This is a genomic window from Deltaproteobacteria bacterium (assembly GCA_016210045.1).
In the GTDB taxonomy this organism is placed as follows: Bacteria; UBA10199; UBA10199.
On the sequence record JACQUX010000009.1, the window covers coordinates 184614 to 205772 of the forward strand.

A 21159-nucleotide genomic window follows, 5' to 3' on the forward strand; every position below is an offset into this window, starting at 1 on the left:
CACATGATGCCAGACAGTTCGCTCGCGCCGGCAAAGCCGGATGCTCGCTAAAGTCAGGGGGAAGATACCGCTCTCCCCCCTGACTACCCCCCATCTGCAAAAAAACCTCAGCCCCCCTACCAACAATCCCCCCACAACTCAAACCCTTCTTACGCCAACTTCCCCCTAATACATCCGAGTGGGGACAGGTACCTTCGGATGTATATTTGGCGGACATTTGAAGGTACCTGTCCCCATTCAAATGAACTTGCGCACTTGCCGCCACTCCGCACTTCTGCCATAAGACGCCGCCACGATGCTGCTGCTTGCCCTACTCCAAGCCACCGTCCTCGGCATTGTCGAGGGGATCACGGAATTTCTTCCGATCTCTTCCACCGGTCACTTGATCGTGGCGGGACGGTTGGTCGGTTTTGAAGATCCGAACTTCGAGATCTTCATCCAGTTCGGCGCCATCTGCGCCGTCCTCGTGATGTATCGCCGCGACCTGTGGCAACGGCTCTGCACCGGGCTGCGCGGCGGACCGAATGGCCTCGTACTCTGGAACGTGGTCCTCGCGTTCCTCCCCGCCGCAGTGTTGGGACTGCTGTTTCATCATCACATTAAACACTACCTCTTCAATCCGTTCACCGTCGCGCTCGCGCTGATCGTCGGTGGGCTCGCAATCATCGCGCTGGAACGGCGCGGCCTGGCGGCCCAAACCCATGACCTCGACACCATGACCGCCCGCCAAGCCCTCGCCGTCGGGATCGGCCAAGTCCTGGCGATGTGGCCCGGCTTCTCCCGCGCCGCGGCCTCGATCCTCGGCGGCATGGTTGCCGGCTGCGACCGCCGCACCGCGACGCTCTTTTCGTTTTATCTCGCGATCCCCACCATGCTCGGCGCCACGGTCGTCGCGCTCGCTTCCGCCGGAGGCGGACCCGCCTCTGGCGGGGGGGCCACCGACCAACTCGCGCTCGCCGCGCAACTCCCCACATACACCGTCGGCTTCGTCGTCTCGTTCGGCATCGCATGGCTCGCGATTCGCGGACTGCTCCGCTACATCGCCCATCACGACTTCACCGCGTTCGGCAAATATCGCATTGGACTTGGAGCCGCGCTCCTCCTCATGCTATGGGCGGGGTGGTTATGATCCGTTGTACGATGTATGTCGACGGCGTGATGCGGGAAGATATCCCGCTGGCCGAGATCAGCGAGATTATCCCCGATCCAAAGAATCAGGTCTGGCTCGACCTGGAAGGCGAATCGGTCGACCAGATCGCGCTGCTGCGTGAGGAATTCGGCTTTCACGAGCTCTCGCTCGAAGACTGTTTCAAGGCCGGCCAACGCGCCAAGATCGACGAATATCCTGGTTACTATTTTCTGGTCTTCTATTCGCCGGCGCTGCGCAGCGACGACGGCGACATCGACGCCCACGAACTGCACTGCTTCGTCGGCAGCAATTACGTCGTCACGACGCACCGCCATCCGATGCCGGCGCTGCGCCTAGCCCACCAACGTTGGTCGCAAAATCCGGCAATGCTCAATCAAGGCGTCGGGTTCCTGGTCTACACGATCATGGACGCGATCATCGACGAGTACTTTCCGCTGCTGGACCACTTGAACGATTCCATCGAAGCGCTCGAAGATCGCGTCCTCGACGGCGATCCGGAAGCCACGTTGAAGGAAATTTTTCGCCTCAAAAAAAATCTCCTGTTCGCGCGTCGCATCCTCGCGCCGAAGCGCGATATTTTTAATATCCTGGCGCGCCGCGATCAACCGCTCTTTTCGCCGCAGACCCAATTTTACCTCCGCGACGTCTACGACCACTTGATCCGCCTGTTGGAACAAGTCGACACGCAACGCGACATGGTCGCAAGTCTGCGCGAGGCCTCGATCTCGATGATCTCCAATCGGCTCAATTCGGTGATGAAGACACTCACGGTCATCGCTACGGTCCTGATGACCCTGAGCCTGATTGCCGGGATCTACGGAATGAACTTCGACTTCATGCCGGAACTCCACTGGCACTGGGGTTATCCGGCCGTGCTCGGAATGATGGCCGTCAGCGGCATCGCGATGGTCTCGTATTTTCGTCGGCGCAAGTGGTTTTGAAAAGACGTGGCTGGTGAACGGACCACAAGGCACCAATCACCGATTCGCCATCTGCAACTGTGCCGGATCCGCGTGATCTTCCCACTCGATCACGACCCCGTTCCGACGGCCCCATTCCGCAACCGTCGACTGCTGATCCATCCAGCTATCATCGAGCGCCACGCCTGCGGCGCGCCGCTGCGCATTCAACGCCCAAGTAATGACCATGCGCTCCGCACGGCCCGGACGCGCGGGAAAATAACGCACGCGGGAGCGGCCGGTCGCGTGAATCACGTCGTGCAGATAACTGTCGGTCAACGGATCGTAAAATGGCGTTTTGCCCAATGCACGATGAAAATTCGATCGTTCGTACGTTCTGGCATTCGCGCGAATGACCTCCAAGTCGCCGCCACTCATTACGCGCGGGATCTCGTGCGACGGAAAAATATTGAACGTTCGTTCTTCCGGCAACACCGCGGCCGGCTGCAAGATCGTCATCTTCGCCTCACCGCCCTGCCACAAGTCCGCCCACTGACGGGGACGCTGCGGCCGTTCCGGATGGGTGTGTCCCAGCCAAAAAAATTCGCCCCCTTCGCCGGAGACCGAAGCCGGATCGCCGGCGGAGAGGCGGAACTGCAGCCGTGGCAGCGCGCCAGTCGTATCCACCCACAGCGTTAATCCCACTTCGCGATAACAGCCGCCTTCCCCGATCGCCTCGATCGCCCGCGCGGCATTAGTATACGCAGTCACCGCATCGGCCGCCTCGACATCTAGATGAAAGAACGGACCGAAGAAGGCCTTCAGTACTGCTCGTTTTTCAACCGGACGCGCCGTTGCCCAAAATTTATGGAATTGCGGATCGTCGTGCGTCAACACGGACCTACGCAGCGACTGCACCGCGTCGTCGTACATGCGGCGCATTTCCTCGTCGGAAAAATCGATGGTGAGGCGTGGATCGGCCTGGAGCGGCGCCACGAAGGTCGGGAAATACTGCGCCAAGATTCCCAACGTGACCCGCACCTGCTCCGGCCGCAAACCGGGGAGTGGGTCACGACCGCGCTGTTGGCGGATGATCATCACGGCCAGCCGAAAATGCGCCTCATCGGTCGAAGCACTGGCATGGAGCGATTCGCCGGTGTACGGATTGCGCCGACTGTGTTGCCAATATTGCGCGGCGCAATGCCGCTCCGCAAACGCAATTACGGCGCGCATCACTTTTTCAACGGCCTCCCGTAGCCGACCCTCGCGAGTAATCTCGCGCAAATAGACCGGATGCCCCGCAAAGAATTGGGAGACGAGTTCCTCTACGCCTTCCTCCGGCTGCCAACCGGGTTGCGGCCCGGCCAACGCGGCCGCTTGCTGAATGGCTTGCCGCATTTGAGCTTTGATCACATCCCACCCTCGTTCCAACACCGCAGCCGGCAACAGAGCGGCCGGAAGTTCTACACCAGGCTCGAACGTACTGATGGCCGAGGAGCTCGGTTGGCGAGCCTCCAACAAGGCCTTCGCCTTCGCGCGTAACCAAAGTGGGAGATCGAAATAAGAGCCCTGCGACGCACCAACCGAGGGAAACAACCGCCGCAACACGCGCAGCACGTCGCTGCGCTCCACCGCATGCCCATTGCCCGGCACTTGCCGGTGCGGCCAATCTTGGAGCGCCGCAATCACCCCCGCCCCGTCACGCGCGGCCTCTACTTCGGCACGCAACACGGCGAAGGCATCCGGTGCCTGCTGAAATCGCTCGCCGGCCCGCCGCAGTTGGGCCTCACGCAGCCGCAGCGCCGCCGCGTGTAAACCCATCCCTTTCGGCAAATGCGTCGCCGCCGCCTCGCCACCGCTCAGATAGGCCCGCAGATCCGCCAGCACCATCGCACGCGAACGCTTGACGGAATACGTGGCATGTTGAATCGGCCATTGCGCCAGCGGCAGCGCTGCCACCAGATGGACGACATGTTCGGCCACATCGGTTGGCGGGGACTCCACATATTGTCGCAACGTCTCGGCCGCAGATTCCAACTGGGCAGCCAGTTCAAAAACTGCTGCCCCGTCGACGCCAAATTCGGCCAAGCGATCCCGAACCGCACGAAATTCGCTCAATGCCTCGCGCCAATCGATCGGCGGTCGGAGCAATGCCCGCAGATCGCACTCCCGAGTCAGTTGTCGATCGATCGGGCCGAAGACGAGCCAACGGAGACGTTCGGTAAAATCGTGCAGCCGCTGCGCGCAGACGTAGCGCAACAGCGGCGAAACGCTGACAAAGAGCGGCGCACTCGCCCCGTCAGCTGAGCGCTGGAGATACGCGAGCAGCTTGGAATAATTGGCGAGATTGTCGTCCCGCAATACATGCAAGAGATCCGGCAATGTCGCGGCTCGCGCCACCAGATGGTTGCGCGGCCGATCCCCGAATCGCTCGACATACGCGGCCTCGCGCCCCACTAGTTCGCCAGTGGCGGGGGCAATGCCCGCATCGATCAAATGGAGCGCCAACGCGTCGTGCTGGTCCGGCGAAATGCCTGCGTCTCGCAGCGCGGCCACGTGAGCGACGATCCGCGCCTCGCGCCCCATATCCGAGGGCGGAGCATCCAGCTCCGCCTGCAGGCGAAACAGGGCCAGATCAATCGAGTTCGGTTCCCCGCCCCCACCCTGCACCGCCCCTAAGACCGGCTCCACGGATGGACGCGAGAACAATCCATGCCGGATATCACGATGCGCCGCCGAGACGCAGACCCGCGTGGGCTCCGCCGCGAGCCCACTGGGCACGCCATGATGGGGCTTTGCTGGCGATACGCGCCCGCTCGCCATCGGCTCCGGACGAGGAGTCGCCGGTCGAGCACGCCGCCGCACGCCGCTGGGAGAAGTCATGGAACACCTTGGAACCGCACCACCCCTGATATAGTATCGGCTCGCCATCAAAAAAGTTGCCCGAGTAGGTTTGACTTCCTTATTTCCCCCTCGCCCCGACGGGGAGAGGGTCCCGCCGTAGGCGGGGGGTGAGGGCCACACCCCCGGCCGAGACAACAATATTGACTCCGATCATATGCACGGCCGCATCAAGCTGTTACAGCGCCCGCCATGTCAACCCCTACCGCGTCGCCACCGCATGCGGTCGTCAATGGCGCCTTGGTCCGCTGGTACATCTATCTCGCACTGCTCGGCATCATCGTCCCGCTCGGCTTCGCGTTGATCCTGGCCGCCAAATTTCTCTGGCCCGATTGGCTCGGCAATATCGCGTGGCTGCAATTCGGCCGCATTCGCGTCTTTCATACCAACGGCGTCATCTTCGGCTGGCTCGGGCTCTCGTTCTTCGCCATGCTGAATTACATCGTGCCGAAACTCGCCAATCGACCGCTGCTCTCGGAACGACTGGCGTGGTGGACGTTGGGCGCCTATGCGATCGCGTTAGTCGTCGGCCTCGGCGCCATCCTCGGCGGCCAAATGCAGGCGATCGAGTACGCCGAATTCCCGTGGTACGGAGACGTCCTCTTTGCGCTCGCGTTCGTGATGGCGGCAGTCAATTATATCGGCACCATCTTCCGCTCCACGGAACGGCAACTCTACGTCAGCGCCTGGTACTTCCTGCTTTCACTCTCCTTTACCGTGCTCAACTACGTGATGGCGAACGTGATCGTTGCCTATGTGGCCCCGGGAGCCGCCGGCGCCGCGATCACCGGACTCTGGATTCACAACGCGGTCGGGCTATTCGTCACCCCGATGGGCGTCGGCATCGTCTACTTCATCCTGCCGGTCATGCTGAAAAAACCCATCTACAATCACCGCCTCTCGCTGCTCGGCTTCTGGACCCTCGCGTTTTTCTATCCGCTCGGCGGCTCGCACCATTACTTTTTCAGTCCGATCCCGCGCTGGGTCCAAGTCCTCGCGGTCCCGTTGACCGCCACATTGTTCGTGGTCGTCGTGACCGTCGTCTACAATTGGTTCATGACGTTACGCGGGTCGTGGGGCCACGTTGCGCAATCGCCCGCACTCGCGTTCCTCGTCACCGGAATCTTCGCATATATGACCACCTGCACGCAGGGCCCATTTCACACCTTTCTCACCGTCCAAAAAGTGATCCACTTCACCGATTGGGTCGTCGCCCATGCGCATCTCGCACTGTTCGGCGCGTTCACGTATTGGAACATCGGCGCGATCCTCTACGTCTGGCCGAAAGTCACCGGCCGCGAGTTGGCGTCGGTGCGGCTGCAATGGTGGTCGTATTGGCTGCTCACGCTCGGTTTTTATGTCTGCTATTTTATCCCGCTCACCGCCGCCGGCTTGTTGCAAGGCTACTATTGGCTCAGCGGCGCGCCGTTCGCGGATTCGGTGATCCACTCCGTCCCGTTCTGGGGCTTCCGCGCCCTCAGCGGCGTGTTCATCTACGTCGGGATGCTGCTCTTTAGTTGGGTGCTGTGGCAGACGCGGCGGCAACCGCTCCTGCAGGAGACACGCGCATGAAGTGGCTGGAGCGTTTTCAGACGATCTTGCTCGTCGCCGGCGTCGGCTTCTTCGTCGTGGCATTTCTCGGTATGGGCGTCGCGCCGTGGACGACGTTGAAAGACCTGACGCCGCCCGCGGGCGTCGCCGAACGCACGCCGCAAGAAGAACACGGTCGCGAAATCTTCATGCACGAGGGCTGTTGGCACTGCCATACCCAATTCGTGCGGCCGATTGCCGGAGAACCGCTTCGCTACGGCCCAGTCTCCTTCGCGGCGGAATATCTCCGCGAAGTGCCGCAATTGTTCGGCACACGGCGCGTCGGCCCGGACCTGGCCCGCGAGGCCGGCCAACGCCCCGACGATTGGCACTTGGCCCATTTCTACAATCCGCGCCACACCACGCCCTGGTCAATCATGCCCGGATATCCCTGGCTCTTTGAAACGCGTGACGGCCGCGTCACACCCACCGACGACGCCAACGACTTAGTCGCGTACATGCAATCGATCGGGCGTGCGACCCAGCCCACGATCGCAGCGCGGGACGAGGCATATCGCGCCCAATTTGTCGTCGGCACCGGACCGGAGCGCACGCCGGAGACCACGGAACACGGACACACGCTGTTCGCACGCGAATGCCAAGGCTGCCACGGTCCCGCCTCCGCCGAAGGCGGACCCGCCTTCGGCGGGGGCGGCGGTGCGAGTGCCGCGCTCTTGCAACCACCCGCTGCGGATCTGACCGCAGTGCAACCGACCGCCGCGTACGTCTACCAAGTCTTGCATCTCGGCATCCCCGGCTCCTCGATGCCGTCGTTTCGCGACTATCGCAGCGACGATCTCTGGGCGATCGCGCACTATGTCCAGACGCTGGGCAAACCAGACAACGTTGCCATCCCGGAACTGAGCGAGGACGTCATCGCTCAGGCGAAGGCCCAATTCGAGATGCTCTGCGCAGTCTGTCATGGAACCGCCGGCCACGGGGACGGCCCGGCCGGCCTGGCATTGCGGCCCGCGCCGCCCGATCTGCATGGCTTGCGACCATCCGAACCACGGATCCGCGAGGTGATAGAAAGCGGCGTCCCCGGCACCGCGATGGCCCCGTTTCCGCAAATCACACCCAGTGAACGCCGGAGGATCGCGACCTACCTGCAGCGGCTGTGGCAAACCACTGCCACGGGATCCACTCCATGAAGCACCACAGCCGCAGCATACTGACGTTCAGCGCGCTCGCCATCACGCGCAGCGCGTGGGCCTGCCCGTTTTGTAACGTCGATGGGATGCTCTCTCGCGATTTCATCTTGGTCGTGATGGGAAGCGCCCTCACCGCCGCACTGATGTTCCTCGGCTGGTCGATCGCTCGCGGCCATTGGCACGACGCCGAGGCGATCAAATATCGCATCTTAGAACTCGACACGCTCACGACCGTACGAACGTAGGAGCGACCATGACGCTCGAAGCGGCCAGTCAATATTGGGTGGCATTCTGGATGGGGCTGGCGGCCATCGGCGGCTTCGGCTCGCTCTGCCTGTTTTCCTGGCTCCGCGGCCGCAACGGTCAGACACGACCACCGGAGCAGCGCTTGTTGGAGATCGAAGCTCAGACCGGAGTGCGCCTATGACCAACACACCCCATCACGACGCCCCACTCCCTTGGTGGATCAAACTCCTCTGGCTCAGCACGCTCATCGGCATCATCACGTACGTCGTCACAAATTGGTAGACGCTCACCAACGCGCGCATCACGCAACTTCTTGGCGCATTCGCCGATAACTCCGGCACGATGACGACGATTCAAGATTGGATATGCACACTGTTCCACGCAGCCGACGTTCCAACGATCTGTGCCACAGACCGCTGGGCGACCAAAGACGCCGACGTCATCGCGGATTATCTGATTGCCAGCAGCATCCACCCGTCTTTTAACGACCGTGCCTGCGCTGACTTGCCGATCGTCCCGCTGGCCGAGCCGCTGACCAACGATCAACGCGTGCGGCGCTTCGCCGAAATTCCCGCGGACTATCTGTCATCGGATCAACGGACCGCCTGTCCCTACCTCGGCGATGCGCCCTTCAATGCCGCGGAGACCGATCAACGCCACTTTTGGAACCTCCTCGTTGCCATCATTCCGGAGGCCATCGCACGCCGGACGACCGTGGAACCCGTGCCAAGTGAACACCATCGGATCCTCGATATCGCGTGCGGGAGTCTGGCCGCAGCCTCCGCATTGCAAAGCTACTTCGGCGGCGCCGCGTATGGAGACCCCGCACCCGAAGCACATTATATTGGGATCGATATCAGCGAAAATGCCATTGCGGCCGCGCGCGGCGCCAATCGAGGACTGCCGAATGTGGATTTTGAAGTCGCCGACGCCACGGATATTGCGGCACAGCCATGGGCAAAAAATTCCTTTGATACAGTGGTCATCCGGCATCCCGAAGTCTTCCGCCGTTATGAAAAGGGGCTCGCCGCAACGTGGTACCCTATTTTTAAAACTGCAGCCGCGCAGCTCCAGACGGGCGGCCTGCTTTTAGTCACGACGCATCGGTGTTTCGAATTCCAAGGCGCCGACGCGGCCCTGACCCAATTGGGTCTGACACGGCTCTACGCCGCCCAACATCCGTGTGCGCCGGACATCCATGCCCCCGACTACTGATTCCGCTCAACAACATTCCGACCATGGACGATTTCACATTTTGCAACCGTATAAGCGGCTGCGCTCAACCGATAGAGATTCGCGTGTTGGGTTTTCGCATCGTCGGAAAGCAGTTGGTCGGCGACGCGGCAGTCATCTGGTCGCCGGATCGCGTGGAACGAACCATCTTCCCATTGCGCTAAACCGCGCCTCTCACTTTTTCGAACCGTTTCCGATGGAACGTAATCGCGAAACGATGCGTCTCATCGCGGAGGCGTTGCAGCAACAACAGCACAGGATCGCCGGCGCGGAGCGGAAGCGGATTTTTGCGGCCCGGGAGGTAGATCTTGTCGCATGGTTCGCCCTCGCGGGGTTTCGCGATCGCTGCGAGTGACAACGTAGCGGCGCCGAGTTCCTGTAAGACCCGCACCGCCACTTGGAGCTGACCCTTGCCGCCATCCACCAACAAGAGATCGGGCCACGGCGGATTCGCGTCTCCGGTCAACCGGCGCGCTAACACCTCGTGCATCATCGCATAGTCATTTGGCTCATGTGGCCCTTGGATTTTATAGTGCCGATAGCGTTGCTTGGCGGGTGTGCCGTCGACAAAGCAGACCAGCGCCGCTACGGCCTCATCGCCTTGCCAATTGGAGATATCGACGCATTCGATCACGCTCGGCACTCCACTTAAGTGGAGCGCCTTGCCGACCAGCGTCGTCAAGTGGTCCCCTGCGACGACTTGTTCGCGCCGCCGTTCGCAGAGCACCGCCGCATTCGTCGCGGCCAAATGCACGAGCTTGACCGATTCACCACGTCGCGGCACGCAGAGGCGCACCGCGTGTCCGCGCCGCTCGGTCAGCAGCTGTCCAATCTCGGCCGCTGACGCGGGCAAAAACGGCAAGTAGATCCCGGCAGGCGGCACGCGCGGCGGTTGGTAATATTGCAGCAGATAACTCGCCAGCAACGACGCAGGTGCATCGCCGCCCAGGACCACTGCCGCGCCGCCTCGTTCCCCCACGTGGCCGTTGCGCCGCTCCAACACCGCAACGGCCCCATGCCCGGCGGCCTCGGCCCAACCGAAAAAATCGGCATCCGCGGCCCCGTGCCGAATCACCTTCTGAGACTCGATCGTCGTCCGGACATCGCGCAGCAAGTCGCGCAGCCGCGCGGCCTCTTCAAAATGCTCCCCCGACGCCTGCGCCCGCATCTCCCGTTCCACATGCGCCGTCAATTCATTCCGCTGCCCCTTCAACAACAGCAGCGCTCGCGCCACTTGCGCCCGATAGACCTCCGCTGCCACGAAACCGACACACGGCGCGGTACAACGGCCGATCTGATATTGCAGACACGGCCGCGCCCGATTGGCGAACTCATGATCCCGACAAGTCCGCAGCCGGAAAAAACGCGTCACCAATGCGATCGTCTCTTTGCACGCCAGCCCGCTCGGGAACGGCCCGAAATACGCCGCGCCGTCCTTCACCACCTTGCGCGTGCGAAAGATTCCGGGGAACGGATGTCGGAGATTCACCGCGACGCTGACGTACGACTTGTCGTCCCGGAAGATGATATTGTAACGGGGCCGATGCTTCCGGATCAGCGTATGCTCCAGCAGCAACGCCTCTTTCTCCGTATCGGTGACCGTGGTCTCGATCGCGGCGACGCGGCGGAGCAACAGCGGAATATGGGGTCGATCCTGCGCTGCGGCCCGAAAGTAACTCGTCACGCGGGCCCGCAAGTTATTCGCTTTACCAACATACAGCACCACGCCCCGCGTGTCTTTCATCAGATAGACACCCGGGGCGCGGGGAAGAGACGACACTCCGCAGCGAGCTACGGAGTCCCCACTCCCCTCTCCCCTTGGGGAGGCTAAGGGCGCAGCGACCACAGTCGCTGCATGGCCCGCAGCAGCGGTACCAGCAATGCGACGAGCAGGAGCATTGCTCACCCCAACAGCTGGGTGAGGGGGAGGCATCAGTTTAAATATTAAACGTAAACATCGTCCGGAAGCGGTTCGTGGCCAGACCGCCGGTCCCAATCGTTGCGTCGTAGTCCAACACGCGCGAGAAGTCGGCCTGGAGCTTCACGTTATTGCCATGCAGGTGCCAGTTCAAACCGCCCACAAATTCATAGGCATTATTGTCCGGCCCTTCGCGAAAGATCTGCGCGCCACGCGCGACGATCTCCAACTTCTTCGGGATCACAAAGTACCCGGCCTGGGCATAGTACCCGAAGTCATCCAACGTAAAACTCCCCTGGATCACGCGAATTTTTCGGAGATACGCCTCGCCGGTGATCGTCAGTCCACGCCATTGGAAATACAGGTCCCCGCTCCCGGTGTAGGACCAGTCGAGCGTCCGCGCCAGTGAGTCGGTCGCGTCTTGCGGATCGAACAATGAACCTGCGCCAACCGAAAGGACTGGTTCTTCGGTGTAGCCGTAATCGGATTCGCCATTACCACCTGAATCGCCGAGGATATCGAACCACACCCGACCACCATAGGAGAAGGAACGGGTCACATTATAATAATTGCTGTCCTCACCGTTCCCTACTCCGACAATGTAGTGGAACTTGCCGATATCGCCCAACAACCGGAGACCTAACGTCGTATCCGCATCGAAGGCCTGCCGTGCGATTGTTCCGAGCTGTCCACCGTCCACCTGCGTGGCAGTAATGGGTAGTTCAACAAATGCCTGTTTCCCCGAGCTTCGCTCCCCTATCCGGGAAAGCGGTAACGTCACGGTACCGACTTGAATTTTGAATTGCGGGATCACCGTGGCCGTCATGTCAGCGAGCCACGTAGGTGGATTAGGATTCGGAACCGTTCCACCGCCACCACCAGTAACAGCCGTCGTACTCGCAGCCACGGTGCCGTAATTAATGAGGTTCATGAACTCAAAATTCTTGAACAATTTTCCTAAAATCGTCACACGCGCCCGCCGCATCCGGAAGGTATTTGCATCTGCCGCACCGGCAGCGCGCACGTCCGTGTAGATATGCTGAAACTGCAACCGCGACGCGATTTGTAAACTGAAGTCATCGTCCGCCGAACGGAGAAAGAATCCACTCCCGTCATACCCGGAGATCGGCTTCGCCTCGGCCGCCGAACCGATCGGCGTCTCATAGCTTGAAGCCACTTGGGTCAACCCCACTGCCGGCATCATGGCGCTTGCGAGCGCAATGAGCATTCCCTTCACGACATGTCGCATACTAAACCCCTTTCCTCCCCCGCACAGTTGCCCGATGCCTGCCTGACAGCACTCTATATATAAGGAGGGCCGTTATACGATCCGATTTTGAATGGCAAAGGTTTTTTGAGCGGTTAGCGCAAAAACCTCACGCAACAAGTTTTATGCGACACCACAACACCGCCCAACCGCCACATTCATCCGAGTGGGGACAGGTACCTTCAAATGCAGCATTGGCGGGGATCCGAAGGTACCTGTCCCCACTCGGATGCATTTAAGAGTGGAGCTGGCGGTCTTCGAGGGCACGCACGCGGTCGCGCAATGTGGCGGCGCGTTCGAAGTCGAGGGACTCGGCGGCTTTGCGCATCTGTTTGCGCAATTTTTCCACTTCGCGCGGGATGCGGGCCAACGGGATATCGTCGATTCCGTGCACGGCCGGGGCTTCCGCATCCGGCACGGCGGCATAGTCGGCTTCGTAGATTGAACTCAGCACGTCGGTGATCTCTCGCCGCACCGTCTCCGGAGTAATCCCGTGGGCCTGGTTGTAGGCCAACTGTTTGATCCGACGCCGCTCCGTCTCGTCGATCGCACGGCGCATCGAATCGGTCATCCGGTCGGCATACAGAATGGCCGTGCCGTTCACGTTGCGCGCCGCGCGACCGAAGGTCTGGATCAGCGAGCGGGTCGAACGGAGGAAGCCCTCTTTGTCGGCGTCGAGAATCGCGACCAACGAGACCTCGGGGAGGTCGAGCCCTTCGCGCAGCAAGTTGATCCCGATCAACACATCGAACGTGCCGCGCCGCAAGTCGCGCAAGATCGCGCTCCGCTCCAGCGTTTCGACATCGGCGTGCAGGTAGCGGACGCGGACTCCCTGTTCTTGATAAAACGTCGACAAATTCTCCGCCATCCGCTTGGTCAGCGTCGTCACTAAGACCCGTTCGCCGCGCTGCACGCGCATGCGGATCTCCGCCAGCAAGTCTTGGACTTGGGTTCCCACCGGCCGCACCGACAGCGTCGGGTCGAGGAGTCCGGTCGGACGCACCACTTGTTCCACGACTTCCCCGCCCGCCTGTCGCAATTCATATTCGGCCGGCGTGGCGGAGATGTAGAGACATTGGCCGACCTTCCCGGTAAATTCTTCGAAGCGCAGCGGTCGATTATCGAATGCCGAAGGGAGGCGAAAGCCGTATTCGACCAACACGTTCTTGCGCGCCCGATCTCCGTTGTACATCGCGCCGATCTGCGGCACGGTCAGATGCGATTCATCGAGTACGCAGAGGAAATCGCGCGGGAAATAATCGAGCAGCGTCATCGGCGCCTCTCCGGATCCGCGCCCGTCCAAGTAGCGCGAATAATTTTCGATCCCTTTGCAAAATCCGGTCGCCTCCAACATCTCTAAGTCGAACTCCGTCCGCTGTTGCAGCCGTTGTGCTTCGAGCAGCTTCCCGTGATGTTTCAGCATCGGTAACCGTTCCGCCAACTCCTCCCGAATACCGCACATGGCGTGTTTCAGTCGTTGCTCCGGCGCCACGTAGTGGCTGTTCGGATAAATGGCGATCTTCGACAACTCCGCAATCCGTTCACCCGTCAGCGGATCAAACTCCGTGATCCGCTCCACTGTATCGCCCAACAATTCGATCCGTACGGCCTGGGTCTCGCGATACGCCGGCAAGATCTCGATCACGGCCCCGCGCGCGCGAAAGGTTCCACGGTGGAAATCGACGTCGTTGCGCTGATATTGGATCTCCACCAAACGTCGCAGCAACTCGCCCCGATCCACCATTGCACCTTGTTCCACGTCCACCCGCATCCGGCCGTAGGCCTCCGGCGAACCCAATCCGTAGATGCACGAGACCGACGCGATGATGATCACGTCGTTGCGCGTACACAGTGCGTAGGTCGCGGCGTGGCGCAACCGATCGATCGTCTCGTTGATCGAGGCATCTTTCTCGATAAACAGGTCTTGCGCGGGGAGATACGCCTCCGGCTGGTAATAGTCGTAGTAACTGACGAAGTACTCGACGGCGTTCTGCGGAAAGAGTTGGCGAAATTCATTGAAAAGCTGCGCCGCAAGCGTCTTGTTCGGCGCGACAATGAGCGTCGGCCGCTGCACTTCGGCAATTACGCACGCGACCGTGAACGTCTTCCCGCTCCCGGTCACGCCGAGCAACACTTGGTGCGCCAACCCCTGTCGCACGCCAGCGCTCAACCGCCGAATCGCCTCCGGTTGGTCGCCTTGGGGGGCGTATGGGGTGGTGAGGGTGAACATATTTCACCGTGCTTACGCACTTACGCACTTATAGAAGCGCTGTTTTACCGGTCCAAAACTCCGCCGATGGATCGCCGTCGGGCCGTGTTGGCTCAGCTCGGCGATATGCTGTGGCGTCGGATAGCCCTTGTGGACCCCGAACGAAAAATCAGGATACTCGGCTTCCAGCTCGGTCATTAAATGATCACGATACACCTTCGCTACAATCGAGGCCGCGGCGATGCTCAGACTCCGCGCGTCGCCCCCGATGATGCGCTGTTGCGGCAGCGCCACGGCCACGGCGTCGCGGCCGTCGATCAAGAGTTGTTGCGGACGCAGCGACAGCGCCGCAATGGCATCGGCCATCGCCTGCAACGAGGCCTGACGGATATTGATCGCATCGATGATGGGTGGTGCCACCGCCGCGATGCCGATGGCCAACGCCAGTTGGCGAATTGCCGTATCGGCAATGCGACGCGCGGCGGCGGACAGCGCTTTCGAGTCCCGCACGCCCGAAATGGTGCATTCGATCGGAAGGATCACGGCCGCCGCGACGACTGGGCCGGCCAGACAGCCGCGCCCGACCTCATCCACGCCGGCAATGTAGTGAAGACCTCGCTGCCAGTAGGCGCGCTCGTACGCGAGGAGATCGGTCATTACTCGCCATTCGAAACGGCTGGGGGGATGACTTCAGGAACGCTCGCGGCAGCGACCGTCGCCGTCGCGCCTTTATCTTCCGCAATCCGCGCCGCGCGGCCGGATAGCTCGCGCAAATAATACAGCTTCGCTCGACGGACCTTGCCGCGTTGCCGGACTTCGATCTTTTCAATCAACGACGAATGGAGGGGAAAGACGCGTTCCACGCCAACGCCGTACGAGACCTTGCGTACCGTGAAGGTCTCGCTGATGGCGCTGCCACGCCGAGAAATCACGACGCCTTCGTAGATCTGCGTCCGCTCTTTGTCCCCCTCTTTGACTAAGGTGTAGACCCGGACGGTATCGCCCGCGCGAAACGGGGGGATGTCGGTCCGAAGCTGACGTGCCGAGATTTGATCGAGAATATCCATAAATCACCTCATCGTTTCTTGGTTAGCGGCGGCCCTTCTGACACTAAATCGGGTCGGCGGTCAAGAGTGCGTTTTTGCGCCATCTGCGCTCGCCAGGCGGCAATCGCCTCATGATTCCCTTTTTGCAGCACTTCCGGAACGGAACGCCCGCGAAACACCGCGGGGCGGGTATAGTGGGGATACTCCAAACCTGCGCCCGCAAACGACTCTTCGAGCAACGACGCAGGATTGCCGAGCACCCCGGGCAACAAGCGAACCACCGCTTCGATTACGACTAAGGCCGGGATTTCCCCGCCCATCAGAACATAGTCGCCGATTGACAGTTCGTCATCGACCCATCCCTCCCGGACCCGTTCGTCGATTCCCTCGTAGCGCGGGCAGATCAGGACCACATGTCGGCTCTGTTCCGCCAACTCCCGTGCCACCTGCTGAGTCAAGCAACGTCCTTGGGCACAAAGCAAGATGCGGCGAAACCCAGTCCCTGCCGGCGCAATCGACTCGATCGCGGCCACTACTGGCTCCGGCCGCATCACCATCCCGGCGCCACCGCCGTAGGGCGCGTCGTCGACCGAGCGATGTTTGTCGGTGGAAAAGGTTCGAATATCGTGGGCTTGAATGGCCACATGTCCTGCAGCCACGGCCTTACCTAAGATCCCCACTCCCAGGGGCCCCGTGAAGAGCTCCGGGAAGATGGTCAAGATATCGATACGCATTACTACTCAATGATTTCGAGGACCGAGCGTTTGCGGATCTTAGTGGATGCCGCGCTCAGGATGGTCCGCAGCGACCGCGCCGTCCGACCTTCCTTCCCGATCACTTTCCCCAGATCCTCTTTTGCGACCTTCAGTTCGACCACCGTGGTCTGCTCGCCTTCGACCAGCGTCACTTCGACTTCTTCCGGCTTATCGACCAGCGCTTTGGCCATTACGTCTACGAGTATCTTGAGCACGTCGCTCATCGCACACCTCCTGCGGTAGTCGTCCACACGGGATATACTCTACTGCCTAGTGTACTCCGAACGACTACTTGTAGGGTATTTTATTGTAATCCCTTGGGGAGGAGCTGGCTGACGGTCTCTGAAGGCCGGGCCCCGTGGGATAGCCAATACTGGAGCCGCTCGACATCCCAAGTACATGTATCAGCAGATTTTTTTGGGTCTGAGGTCCCGATGACTTCAATAAATCGACCGTCCCGGGGTGACCGAGAGTCGGTCACGACGATCCGATAAAATGGGCGTTTTTTCGTCCCGTGCCGGGACATGCGAATAGTCACTGCCATACAGACACTCTCCTTGTTACTGGCGCCAGCGGGCCTCTAACCATGAGTCCGCAATAATTGCAACATCTCTGGGGGGACCCCTCGTTTGCGGCCCCCCTTCTTCATCATCTTCTGGAGAATTTCAAACTCTTTTATCAAGCGGTTGACCTCCGTTACCGAGGTCCCACTCCCTTGGGCGATCCGTTTTCGGCGCGACCCGTTCAGGAGCCGAACGTCTCCCCGCTCCGACAAGGTCATGGAATTGATGATCGCTTCCTTATTGCGCACGTCGGAACGGACCTTGTCGAAGTCGAGCTGGCCGGTCATTCGTGCCATCCCGGGAACCAGTTGCATCAATTCCCCCCACTGCTCGACCTTACACATTTCCCGGAGTTGCGCGCGATAGTCTTCCAACGTGAAGGCCCCGTTGGCCAGTTTGCGGACTCGTTCCAACGTGGTTGCTTGGTCGGTGATTGTGGCCACGCGTTCGGCCAAGGTGGCCAAATCGCCCATCCCGACAATCCGCGAGGCCATGCGGTCGGGATAAAACGGTTCCAACGCGTCGATTTTCTCCCCAGTCCCAACGAAATAGATCGGGACTTGGCAAACGGCTGCACACGAAAGGACCACGCCGCCACGGGCATCGCCGTCCGCCTTGCTGACAATCACGCCGGTCAGCGGAGTCACGGCATGAAAACCTTGCGCCGCGACCAACCCTTGTTGCCCCGCCATCGCATCGACCACTAACAACGTTTGGGTCGGCGTAACGCGTTGGTAAATGGCGCGCAACTCATCCATTAACGGGGCGTCAATATGCAGTCGCCCAGCGGTGTCGATGATCACGGTATCGTGCAGCGCAGTCCGGGCCTGTTCAAGCGCGGCCTCGACAACATCGAGTGGGGCGCGCAACGTCGTGGAGTCGAAGGTCGGAAGATCCCATTCCCGCGCAACTGTCAGCAGTTGTGCCACTGCGGCGGGCCGTTGCAGATCGGCCGGCACCAGCAATGGCCGCCGCCCCTGCTGCTTCGCCGCAAGGGCCAACTTGGCCGCGGTCGTGGTCTTGCCGCTCCCTTGGAGTCCTACACACAAAATGACGGCCGGCAACGTGCTGCCGTAACTGAACGGCTTGGTTTCTCCCCCGAGGATTTCGACGACCGTCTCGTAAAGGACGCGGAGATATTGATCCGCCGGCGTCAGGCTCTTGATCACCTCTTGCCCGACTGCACTGGACTGGACTTTGATTAGCACCTGATCCACGACTGTGTGGTGGACATCAGCCTCGAGCAGTGCCTGCCGCACCTCTTCGGCCGCGTCGTGCAAGTCTCGCTCGGTCAACGTGCCATGTCCCCGCAAGCGGCGGAATAATCCATGCACCCGATCAGTCAGCTTCTCGAACATAACTTACTCCAGTGGTTTATCGACTTCCTTCGCGATTTGGTCGAGGATCCCATTAATAAAGGCCCCACTTTCCTCGGAGCCATACTTCTTGCCGATCTCGATCGCTTCGTTCAACGTCACGCGGATCGGGATGTCGGAACAGTGCAACAGTTCATAGACCGCGACCCGCAACACATTGCGATCCACTGCGGCCATCCGCGATAAGCGCCAATGCGTGGAATGCGCGCTGATCCGCTGATCGATGTCGACCTGTTCCCGCGCCGTTCCACGGGCCAGTTCTTCGGCAAACCCCCGCACATCCGGCGGCGCCGGATGTTGTCGCCAATAGAGACGAATCGCCTCCTCCGGCTCGCAATGGGAGAGGTCGATTTGATACCAAATTTGCACCGCGGTCTCCCGCGCTTGGCGTCGATGGCCCATATGTCTACCGTACGCACCTACGCACATCGTTCATAATCCCACACATCTCCAGCAACGTCGCGGCCCCTTCGGCGCCGCTATTGCCAAGCGGTCCGCCGGCGCGGGCCTCGGCCTGCGCGAGCGTCTCGACCGTGAGCACGCCGAAGACGACCGGAACGCCAGTATCCACGGCCACGCGCTGCAATCCATCCGCAACGGTCCGACAGATATGATCGAAATGCGGTGTCTCTCCGCGCGCCACACAGCCGAGAGTGAGGACCCCGTGACACGTCCCGGACCGGGCCAACGCGGCCGCGACGACCGGGATTTCAAAGGCCCCCGGCACCCGGAACACGCGGACTCGTTCCTGCGCCACCCCTGCATGCGCGAACTGTTGCACCGCGCCGTCCAGCAACCGCTCGGTGATCGCCGTGTGGAAACGGCTGACCACGACCGCCACCTGCAAATCGGCTGGCGGATGGGAAGTCGATGTGGCGATGGAAGCAGGCGTGCGCATTAGACCATCTGCAGGAGGTGCCCCAACTTGTCGCGTTTGGTTTGCAAATAGCGCTGATTTTCTTCGTTCGGCGCAAATTCGATCGCAACGCGCTCGTCGATCTGCAGGCCATAGCCCTCCAGCCCGACGATCTTGCGCGGATTGTTTGTCAGCAGTCGCATCCGCCGCACCCCGAGATCGCGCAAGATCTGCGCGCCGATCCCGTATTCACGGAGGTCCGGTTTGAACCCGAGCCGTTCATTCGCTTCTACGGTATCGAGGCCTTGGTCTTGTAACGTGTACGCCTTGAGCTTGTTCACTAAGCCGATCCCGCGCCCTTCCTGACGGATATAGAGCAATACGCCCGCACCCGCGCGAACAATCTGGGCCAGCGCGCCGTGCAACTGCGGCCCGCAATCGCAGCGGCGCGAGCCGAAGACATCGCCGGTCAGGCACTCGGAATGGACGCGCACGAGCGGCGCCGCGTCTCCGTCCACCGTCCCCAACACCAACGCCAAATGGGTGCGTTGATCGACTTGGCTTTCGTACGCATAAACGCGAAACTCCGCGCCTTCATCCAACGGCAGTCTGGTTTCCACAACACGTTGCACTAATTGTTCACGTTGCATCCGGTATTCGATGAGGTCGGCAATCGATAAGACGAGCAGGTCATGAGTCAGCGCAAATTGATCGAGATCGGGACGCCGCGCCATGCTCCCGTCGTCGTTCATGACTTCACAGATGACTGCGGCGGGCACACACCCGGAGAGGCGCGCCAAATCGACGCCGGCCTCGGTATGCCCGGCCCGCACCAACACGCCACCGTCGCGGGCTTGCAGTGGAAAGATATGTCCGGGCCGCACTAAGTCGCCGGGTGAACACTGGGGGTCGACCGCCAGCCGGATGGTGCGCGCCCGATCCGCGGCGGAGATGCCGGTAGAAATCCCGTCGCGTGCATCGATCGAGACCGTAAAGCCGGTCCCGTGGCGCGCCTGATTTTCCTTGACCATCTGCGGCAAATCGAGCTGTCGGGCTCGTTCTTCAGTGAGACTTAAACAAATTAACCCACGACCGTGCTTTGCCATGAAGTTGATCTGTTCCGGCGTGGCGTGCTCAGCGGCCATCACTAAGTCGCCTTCGTTCTCGCGCGACTCGTCGTCGACCAAGATCAACAGGCGGCCGGCGCGCAACTGGTGAATGGCGGTCTCGACGCGCTGACCGGCCAGGGAACGCGCCCCGGCCAATGGAACCACAGTACTCATCGGTTAGATTCCCAATTTCTTGCGAATGCCCTGGAGGGGCCGGTTCCGCATTGCCCCGGATTTCGCGGTGCGGATCGGCACGGCCGACCCCGATCCGGGGGTTGCGGCTTGATATGCCGGTGTCGCGTGGAAGGCAAGCTTTTCAATATACTTGCCCACCATGTCGACTTCGAGATTCACGGCATCCCCGACGCGGAGACGCTGGAAGGTGGTGACCTGTTCGGTATGCGGAATGATGCAGCAATGGATCCGATCGCCGGCACAGCGGGCGATGGTCAGGCTCACGCCGTCGATCGCGATCGATCCTTTTTCAATGACATAGCGGGTCAGCGGGATCGGGACCTCCAGCACGAACTCGCGGGAATTGCCATGGTCGATCATTTCGACCACGCGCCCGACCCCATCGACGTGGCCCTGCACTAAATGGCCCCCGACTCGCCCCCCATACCGGAGCGACCGCTCCAAGTTCACGGTGTCGCCAGGTTGCAACCGATTGAGCGTCGTCACACGCAGCGTCTCAGCGCTGAGATCGGCCCAAACCGTATTGCCTAAACGCGAAGTGACCGTCAGACAGCAACCGTTCACTGCGAGACTTTCGCCGATCGCGATATCAGCAAGATCGAATTGCGCCTGGATTTCCAGATGGACCGACTCGTTGCGCTCGGTGCGCCCGCGCAGTACGCCGGTCCCTTCAATGATGCCGCAAAACATAGCGT

The 21159-nt window shown here is 60.9% G+C and carries 21 protein-coding genes; 7 read left to right on the top strand and 14 right to left on the bottom strand.

All coding sequences use genetic code 11. The annotated features are described in order from the left end of the window. Window positions 1-295: 295 nt before the first annotated feature. Both HY696_02775 and corA read left to right on the top strand, forming a co-directional pair. Window positions 296-1129 carry an undecaprenyl-diphosphate phosphatase gene (locus HY696_02775; protein ID MBI4237329.1) on the top strand — a complete coding sequence of 278 codons (834 nt, stop codon included), beginning with the start codon at window positions 296-298 and terminating at the stop codon, window positions 1127-1129. After that, entirely contained in the window at window positions 1111-2091 is a 981-nt protein-coding gene (gene corA, locus HY696_02780) for a magnesium/cobalt transporter CorA (protein ID MBI4237330.1), read from the top strand. The genes HY696_02775 and corA overlap by 19 nt, the downstream gene beginning before the upstream one ends. A gap of 36 nt (window positions 2092-2127) precedes the next feature. On the opposite strand, the gene HY696_02785 is transcribed toward corA, so the two are convergent. Beyond that, entirely contained in the window at window positions 2128-4932 is a 2805-nt protein-coding gene (locus tag HY696_02785; protein ID MBI4237331.1) for a hypothetical protein, read from the bottom strand. A 210-nt stretch (window positions 4933-5142) separates the two neighbouring features. Here HY696_02785 and HY696_02790 point away from each other — a divergent pair, with 210 nt between their 5' ends. The 5 genes from HY696_02790 (at window position 5143) to HY696_02810 (ending at window position 9152) form a co-directional block, all read left to right on the top strand. Beyond that, complete coding sequence (locus HY696_02790) at window positions 5143-6522, top strand: cbb3-type cytochrome c oxidase subunit I (protein MBI4237332.1); 1380 nt, start codon at window positions 5143-5145, stop codon at window positions 6520-6522. Beyond that, window positions 6519-7691: a cytochrome c gene (locus HY696_02795; protein MBI4237333.1), complete on the top strand. Its 1173-nt coding sequence runs from the start codon at window positions 6519-6521 to the stop codon at window positions 7689-7691. Before HY696_02790 ends, HY696_02795 begins: the two co-directional genes overlap by 4 nt. Beyond that, a complete protein-coding gene (locus HY696_02800; GenBank protein ID MBI4237334.1) occupies window positions 7688-7936 on the top strand; it encodes a hypothetical protein in 249 nt (82 codons plus the stop codon). The genes HY696_02795 and HY696_02800 overlap by 4 nt, the downstream gene beginning before the upstream one ends. Before the next feature lie 8 nt (window positions 7937-7944). Continuing rightward, window positions 7945-8118 (top strand): hypothetical protein, encoded by a 174-nt coding sequence (locus tag HY696_02805; protein MBI4237335.1) that lies wholly within the window; start codon window positions 7945-7947, stop codon window positions 8116-8118. Window positions 8119-8279: 161 nt separating this feature from the next. Then, window positions 8280-9152 (top strand): methyltransferase domain-containing protein, encoded by an 873-nt coding sequence (locus HY696_02810; GenBank protein MBI4237336.1) that lies wholly within the window; start codon window positions 8280-8282, stop codon window positions 9150-9152. A 178-nt stretch (window positions 9153-9330) separates the two neighbouring features. Here HY696_02810 and uvrC read toward each other — a convergent pair whose 3' ends face one another. The 13 genes from uvrC to HY696_02875 all read right to left on the bottom strand — a co-directional run bounded on the left by uvrC (window position 9331) and on the right by HY696_02875 (window position 21154). After that, a complete protein-coding gene (uvrC, locus tag HY696_02815; GenBank protein MBI4237337.1) occupies window positions 9331-10914 on the bottom strand; it encodes an excinuclease ABC subunit UvrC in 1584 nt (527 codons plus the stop codon). A 193-nt stretch (window positions 10915-11107) separates the two neighbouring features. Continuing rightward, window positions 11108-12337, bottom strand: coding sequence for a hypothetical protein (locus HY696_02820; GenBank protein MBI4237338.1), 1230 nt, complete (start codon window positions 12335-12337; stop codon window positions 11108-11110). A 253-nt stretch (window positions 12338-12590) separates the two neighbouring features. Beyond that, entirely contained in the window at window positions 12591-14585 is a 1995-nt protein-coding gene (gene uvrB / locus HY696_02825) for an excinuclease ABC subunit UvrB (protein ID MBI4237339.1), read from the bottom strand. Between the two features lie 12 nt (window positions 14586-14597). Beyond that, window positions 14598-15221 (bottom strand): ribonuclease HII, encoded by a 624-nt coding sequence (locus HY696_02830; GenBank protein ID MBI4237340.1) that lies wholly within the window; start codon window positions 15219-15221, stop codon window positions 14598-14600. Continuing rightward, complete coding sequence (gene rplS / locus HY696_02835; protein MBI4237341.1) at window positions 15221-15631, bottom strand: 50S ribosomal protein L19; 411 nt, start codon at window positions 15629-15631, stop codon at window positions 15221-15223. The genes HY696_02830 and rplS overlap by 1 nt, the downstream gene beginning before the upstream one ends. An 8-nt stretch (window positions 15632-15639) precedes the next feature. Then, entirely contained in the window at window positions 15640-16344 is a 705-nt protein-coding gene (gene trmD / locus HY696_02840) for a tRNA (guanosine(37)-N1)-methyltransferase TrmD (GenBank protein MBI4237342.1), read from the bottom strand. A gap of 2 nt (window positions 16345-16346) precedes the next feature. Further along, window positions 16347-16580 carry a KH domain-containing protein gene (locus HY696_02845; GenBank protein MBI4237343.1) on the bottom strand — a complete coding sequence of 78 codons (234 nt, stop codon included), beginning with the start codon at window positions 16578-16580 and terminating at the stop codon, window positions 16347-16349. A gap of 89 nt (window positions 16581-16669) precedes the next feature. Further along, window positions 16670-16909 carry a 30S ribosomal protein S16 gene (gene rpsP / locus HY696_02850; protein MBI4237344.1) on the bottom strand — a complete coding sequence of 80 codons (240 nt, stop codon included), beginning with the start codon at window positions 16907-16909 and terminating at the stop codon, window positions 16670-16672. A gap of 36 nt (window positions 16910-16945) precedes the next feature. Further along, window positions 16946-18286, bottom strand: a complete 1341-nt coding sequence (gene ffh / locus HY696_02855) for a signal recognition particle protein (GenBank protein MBI4237345.1) — start codon at window positions 18284-18286, stop codon at window positions 16946-16948. 3 nt (window positions 18287-18289) lie between these two features. Then, a complete protein-coding gene (nusB, locus tag HY696_02860; protein MBI4237346.1) occupies window positions 18290-18706 on the bottom strand; it encodes a transcription antitermination factor NusB in 417 nt (138 codons plus the stop codon). Window positions 18707-18710: 4 nt separating this feature from the next. Continuing rightward, complete coding sequence (locus HY696_02865) at window positions 18711-19202, bottom strand: 6,7-dimethyl-8-ribityllumazine synthase (GenBank protein MBI4237347.1); 492 nt, start codon at window positions 19200-19202, stop codon at window positions 18711-18713. Then, the gene (locus HY696_02870) at window positions 19202-20443 is read right to left on the bottom strand and encodes a bifunctional 3,4-dihydroxy-2-butanone-4-phosphate synthase/GTP cyclohydrolase II (protein MBI4237348.1); all 1242 of its coding nucleotides are present in this window, start codon (window positions 20441-20443) and stop codon (window positions 19202-19204) included. The genes HY696_02865 and HY696_02870 overlap by 1 nt, the downstream gene beginning before the upstream one ends. Before the next feature lie 3 nt (window positions 20444-20446). After that, the gene (locus HY696_02875; protein ID MBI4237349.1) at window positions 20447-21154 is read right to left on the bottom strand and encodes a riboflavin synthase; all 708 of its coding nucleotides are present in this window, start codon (window positions 21152-21154) and stop codon (window positions 20447-20449) included. Window positions 21155-21159 lie beyond the last annotated feature (5 nt).

Bases quoted from the DNA above. Each gene is read 5' to 3' on its own strand.
- HY696_02865 (MBI4237347.1), bottom strand. From the start codon at position 19,202: ATGCGCACGCCTGCTTCCATCGCCACATCGACTTCCCATCCGCCAGCC.
- HY696_02775 (MBI4237329.1), top strand. From the start codon at position 296: ATGCTGCTGCTTGCCCTACTCCAAGCCACCGTCCTCGGCATTGTCGAG.
- HY696_02785 (MBI4237331.1), bottom strand. From the start codon at position 4,932: ATGACTTCTCCCAGCGGCGTGCGGCGGCGTGCTCGACCGGCGACTCCT.
- HY696_02830 (MBI4237340.1), bottom strand. From the start codon at position 15,221: ATGACCGATCTCCTCGCGTACGAGCGCGCCTACTGGCAGCGAGGTCTT.
- HY696_02875 (MBI4237349.1), bottom strand. From the start codon at position 21,154: ATGTTTTGCGGCATCATTGAAGGGACCGGCGTACTGCGCGGGCGCACC.
- HY696_02870 (MBI4237348.1), bottom strand. From the start codon at position 20,443: ATGAGTACTGTGGTTCCATTGGCCGGGGCGCGTTCCCTGGCCGGTCAG.
- uvrC (MBI4237337.1), bottom strand. From the start codon at position 10,914: ATGAAAGACACGCGGGGCGTGGTGCTGTATGTTGGTAAAGCGAATAAC.
- HY696_02800 (MBI4237334.1), top strand. From the start codon at position 7,688: ATGAAGCACCACAGCCGCAGCATACTGACGTTCAGCGCGCTCGCCATC.
- rpsP (MBI4237344.1), bottom strand. From the start codon at position 16,909: ATGGCAGTGACTATTCGCATGTCCCGGCACGGGACGAAAAAACGCCCA.
- rplS (MBI4237341.1), bottom strand. From the start codon at position 15,631: ATGGATATTCTCGATCAAATCTCGGCACGTCAGCTTCGGACCGACATC.
- uvrB (MBI4237339.1), bottom strand. From the start codon at position 14,585: ATGTTCACCCTCACCACCCCATACGCCCCCCAAGGCGACCAACCGGAG.
- HY696_02820 (MBI4237338.1), bottom strand. From the start codon at position 12,337: ATGCGACATGTCGTGAAGGGAATGCTCATTGCGCTCGCAAGCGCCATG.
- nusB (MBI4237346.1), bottom strand. From the start codon at position 18,706: ATGGGCCATCGACGCCAAGCGCGGGAGACCGCGGTGCAAATTTGGTAT.
- corA (MBI4237330.1), top strand. From the start codon at position 1,111: ATGGGCGGGGTGGTTATGATCCGTTGTACGATGTATGTCGACGGCGTG.
- HY696_02795 (MBI4237333.1), top strand. From the start codon at position 6,519: ATGAAGTGGCTGGAGCGTTTTCAGACGATCTTGCTCGTCGCCGGCGTC.
- HY696_02810 (MBI4237336.1), top strand. From the start codon at position 8,280: ATGACGACGATTCAAGATTGGATATGCACACTGTTCCACGCAGCCGAC.
- HY696_02790 (MBI4237332.1), top strand. From the start codon at position 5,143: ATGTCAACCCCTACCGCGTCGCCACCGCATGCGGTCGTCAATGGCGCC.
- HY696_02805 (MBI4237335.1), top strand. From the start codon at position 7,945: ATGACGCTCGAAGCGGCCAGTCAATATTGGGTGGCATTCTGGATGGGG.
- ffh (MBI4237345.1), bottom strand. From the start codon at position 18,286: ATGTTCGAGAAGCTGACTGATCGGGTGCATGGATTATTCCGCCGCTTG.
- trmD (MBI4237342.1), bottom strand. From the start codon at position 16,344: ATGCGTATCGATATCTTGACCATCTTCCCGGAGCTCTTCACGGGGCCC.